A 4,112-nucleotide genomic window follows, 5' to 3' on the forward strand; every position below is an offset into this window, starting at 1 on the left:
TGTCCACCCTCTCCACCAATGTGCCGAGCCAGCTGGCGCTGGCCGAGATGCTGCGTCAGGGTGGGGTCGATGCCCACTTTCGCCGTCTGCGCCACACCCTGGCCCAGCGCCAGCAGCAGATGCGGGCCGCCCTGCTGCGGCTGTTGCCGGGTGAGGTGCGGATCTCCGCCCCCGATGGCGGCTACTTCCTCTGGTTGGAGTTTCCCGCCCACCTCGACAGCCGCGCCCTGCACGCCCAGGCCCTTGGCAGCGGTTTTTCAGTGGCCCCCGGCGCGCTCTTTTCCAGTCAGGGGCAGCACAACCACTGCCTGCGCCTCAACAGCTCCCATCCGTGGAGCGAGCAGCTGGAGCAGGCCCTATTCAAACTTGCCGAGCTTATCGATCGCCAACTTGCCCAAGGCACGTAAGATGACGCCAATAATTCCGCTCATGAAACAGGAACCCAAGTGAGGCTGTAATTACCTCTTCAATGGTCGGAGTAACCAACCATATTCTCGAGGGGCAATCCTCAATAGCTCTGCAATAGTCGCATGACGCTTATCTTCACTCATACGCAAAAGCAGATAACGCAATTCGTACTCGATACTATCCCGCTTAGCACCACGGGCTTCCGCCATGAGATACCAATTATGTCCTTCTTCAATATTCCCCAGCTCAATATTGAGCGCACCTAACAGTGTGCATGGTCTGAAATTATTCGGTTGCAATGCATGAGCCTCAGCCCCCATTTTCAGAGCATCTGTACGCTTTCCCAAGTCACGCAACGCCCCACCATGGGTTGTTCTAATCGCAGATTTGAGCTTCGCATGCTCTTGGTGTTTAGCTGGAATAGCCGAGAGCAATTCAACAGCAGATGCGGCGGCTGCACATTTTCGAAGATGCGCACTGGCATTGACTGCTTGCCATGGATCGCAGGTTTTCTTGTACTCTGAAATATAAAAATCAGCTTCTATTCGATGATAAGCATGCCATATCTCGTCTGTTTGATACTCCCGCCCCTCAACTTTTAGCCATATAGAATCAAGTTCAGAAAGTCGTGACTTGGCATCCAGCGTACGCAAAATCTGCATCAGTTGCTTGAAATGATGCTTTTCCACAAAGGATTCAATTCCAAAATTCCGACGAAGCTCTTGGTTTTTTCTCCGCGCAATAAACTTTGGATCGCTCTCACGTTTTATACGTTCAGCTTCATATTGATCCTGAAGCATTTCATACCTCAAGGCGGCAGCTTTCTGCTCGGCTATTCTGATTGCTTCAAGTTCAAGCTGCTGCTTTTTAGCCGTAGCAACACGAAGCTCTCGCTCTAATAAAGCACGTCTATAAAACTCCTCTTTGGATAACGACCCGGTAAGAAAACCGAGCAAGGCATTAAGTCCTTTAGACTCAAGGTATTGTTGACTCCAAATAGACAATGGCAAGCCTTTGCGAACTGATAAAAGCAGGTTATTGAGCCTGCCTCCACCCGTTGTTGCACTGGTTAAATCATCAACACTGTAATATTTGGCTAGCTCGGCTGGGGAAATTGACATTACGCACGCTCCTTGTGCAAACGTTGATATTGTTCTTTGACATTAACATGATGTGGAATTCAGTTAATAAACGAGTGTCGCATTTCCAGCTGCAACTCCTTGCAATGATGCTGATGTCCCTGCGCCATCTTAGGGGCTGTGACCCGCAATCAGAAGCGGCTCGTCCGCATCCTTTCACCCACAGCAGAAACAACAACGCCCCTTGAGCGGGGCGTTATCGGCAATCCATGGCGGTGAGGGGTATCAGGCGGGGGCGTTAAGTTGGGCCACCTGCCGCTCGATGCTCCCTTTGAGGTTGTCATCGAGCTTGAGGGCGCGCGCCAGCTCGTCGAGATAGCCTCGCTCCATAAAGTGATCCACTTCGATGGCGAGCAGGGAGGCGAGATAGACCTCGGTGGCCAGCTCCATGTCGGTCACTTCCCGCGCCAGGGCGTGGGGATCGAGGGGGCGCGCCAGCTCGGCGTCAATCCAGCGGGCGGCATCGCTCTGGCCCTGTTCGGTCAGGTACTCCTGAATCTTCTGGCGCTCGGCGCCGTCGATATGGCCATCGGCCCGGGCTGCCGCCACCATGGCGCGCACCAGCAAAGCGGCGCGGGCATCCAGCGCATTGCCTTCCAGCCCACTGATGGGATGGGTGGGCTGGGCTGGCGCCGCCTGCTGGGCCTGCCAATCCTGATAGAGCTTGTAGGCCAGCCCGCCAAGGGCTGCGGCGCCGCCCACGGCAGCCGCCTTGCCGCCATATTTGCGCACCTTCTTGTTGCCCAGCAGCAGACCGAGCGCGCCACCGGCCAGCGCCCCCTGCATCTGCCCCTTGCGCTTGTCGCCCCCGTCGTTGAGCCAGCCTTTGCCAGCCCCCAGCAACTGTTCCAGCATCTGTTTCATGGTGTCACTCCTGCGGCTATGTTCCCGTCGATAGAGCAAGATAGTGACCCCGCCCCCCTGAATCGGGGATGAACCCTTGACCGGGTCGTACGATAGGGCAAAGCTCAGGGAAACTCTTCAGGCAATAAGGATGTGACTGTGCCCAATCGCGAACTGACCCTGCAATTTCTGGCCGAACCCTCTGACGTCAATTTCGGCGGCAAGGTACACGGCGGCATGGTGATGAAGTGGATCGATCAAGCGGGCTACGCCTGCGCCGCTGGCTGGTGCGGCGGCTATGCGGTGACCGTCTATGTGGGGGGGATCCGTTTTTTGCGCCCCATCCAGATTGGCCAGCTGGTGGAGGTGCACGCCCAGGTGATCCACACCGGCACCACCAGCATGCATCTGGCGGTGGATGTCTACAGCCGCCACCCCACCGATACCGAGCGCCACAAGACCACCCACTGCATCATCATCTTTGTGGCGATGGATGAGCAGGGCAAACCGACCCCGGTGCCCCAGTGGCAGCCGGTGAGCGAGAGCGATCTGCAGTTGCAGCAGTACGCCAAAAAGCTGATTGCCCTGCGTGAGGAGATCGACAAGGAGATGCGCCAGCACCTCTGATCCTGCACAACCCCCTACCCGACACAGTGGGCGCTTTCGGCCAGCGGCGGCGCCCCTGTATAATCCCCCCTCTTCCCGCAACCGGAACCCTGCCCATGTCACTGGAAACTGCCCCGCCCGAGGTGAAACTCGCGGTGGATCTGATTGAACTGCTGGAAACCAACGGGCTGGCCCCCGAGCTGGTGCTGGCGGCGCTGGCCATCGTGAAACAGGATTACGAGCGCAAGCTGGTGGAGGGGAAGGATCACTGATCCCTCCCCGTTTATCTTTCCGACTTCAGTTTTTCCCCACAGAGCCACTCACTGCGGCCCCATCACCTCGTCGCACAGGGCGATCAGGGCCGCGCTCAACCGGCTAAGCGGCTCGCCCCTGCTTCCCCCGGCATGGAGCGCCAGCTCCACCGGCGCCACCTTGGGCCACTGGGTCAGCGCCAGCTGATCGGCGGGCATCAGCCGTTTGGGCAGCAAGCTCACCCCTATGCCTGCACTCACCGCCCCCTGCAAACTGGCAAGGCTGGCGCTGACATAGGCGATACGCCAACGCCGCCCCAGGCCATCGAGCGCCTCGGTCATCTGCCGCCGATAGAGCCCTTCACTCGGAAAGGCGACCAACGGTAACGGGTCGCGCCCCTTGGCAGGCCAGTCGCGACTGTCGACCCACACCAGCGGCTCGCGCCAGCTGGCAAGGGGCGAACCCTGCCCCCGCGTCTGCTTGACCAGCGCCAGATCCAGCTCTCCCGCCTCGAAACGCTGCCAGATCTCATGGCTCAGGCCGCTTTGCACCTCCAGCCGCACCTCGGGATAGTCGCGGGCAAAGGCGGCCAACACCGGGGTGATGGCGCCAGCGGCAAAATCCTCCGGCACCCCGAGGCTGAGCGCCACGCTCCCCTCGGTCACCTGCTCCTCGGCCTGTGCCAGCAGCGCCAGAATGCGGCGGGCCAGTCCCAGCAATTTTTCCCCCTCCGCCGTCGCTACCACCTGACGGCCAGCGCGATCCAGCAGCGGGCAGCCGAGCTGCTGCTCAAGGCGGCGGATCTGCTGGCTGATGGTGGATTGGGTCAGATGGACCCGTTCACCGGCGCGGGTAAAGCTGCCG

5 protein-coding genes and 1 pseudogene are annotated in these 4,112 nt (G+C 59.1%); 3 read left to right on the forward strand and 3 right to left on the reverse strand.

What is annotated here, in order from left to right; translation table 11 throughout:
* A pseudogene (locus tag LD28_RS0113260) lies at nucleotides 1–407 on the forward strand (PLP-dependent aminotransferase family protein); the annotation flags it as partial.
* A gap of 51 nt (nucleotides 408–458) precedes the next feature.
* On the opposite strand, the gene LD28_RS0113265 reads toward LD28_RS0113260, so the two are convergent.
* Together LD28_RS0113265 and LD28_RS0113270 are read right to left on the reverse strand one after the other, a co-directional pair.
* The gene (locus tag LD28_RS0113265) at nucleotides 459–1,529 is read right to left on the reverse strand and encodes a hypothetical protein (RefSeq protein ID WP_033137438.1); all 1,071 of its coding nucleotides are present in this window, start codon (nucleotides 1,527–1,529) and stop codon (nucleotides 459–461) included.
* Nucleotides 1,530–1,772: 243 nt separating this feature from the next.
* Complete coding sequence (locus LD28_RS0113270) at nucleotides 1,773–2,411, reverse strand: tellurite resistance TerB family protein (RefSeq protein WP_033137439.1); 639 nt, start codon at nucleotides 2,409–2,411, stop codon at nucleotides 1,773–1,775.
* 138 nt (nucleotides 2,412–2,549) lie between these two features.
* Here LD28_RS0113270 and LD28_RS0113275 point away from each other — a divergent pair, with 138 nt between their 5' ends.
* Both LD28_RS0113275 and rsmS read left to right on the forward strand, forming a co-directional pair.
* Nucleotides 2,550–3,017, forward strand: a complete 468-nt coding sequence (locus LD28_RS0113275) for an acyl-CoA thioesterase (protein WP_021230653.1) — start codon at nucleotides 2,550–2,552, stop codon at nucleotides 3,015–3,017.
* 95 nt (nucleotides 3,018–3,112) lie between these two features.
* Nucleotides 3,113–3,268 (forward strand): pleiotropic regulatory protein RsmS, encoded by a 156-nt coding sequence (gene rsmS, locus LD28_RS22525; protein WP_081959568.1) that lies wholly within the window; start codon nucleotides 3,113–3,115, stop codon nucleotides 3,266–3,268.
* 48 nt (nucleotides 3,269–3,316) lie between these two features.
* Here rsmS and LD28_RS0113280 read toward each other — a convergent pair.
* Nucleotides 3,317–4,112: LysR family transcriptional regulator (locus LD28_RS0113280; RefSeq protein ID WP_033137440.1), on the reverse strand; the 796-nt coding region annotated here is incomplete at its 5' end.

Source organism: Aeromonas finlandensis, from assembly GCF_000764645.1.
Lineage (GTDB): Bacteria > Pseudomonadota > Gammaproteobacteria > Enterobacterales > Aeromonadaceae > Aeromonas > Aeromonas finlandensis.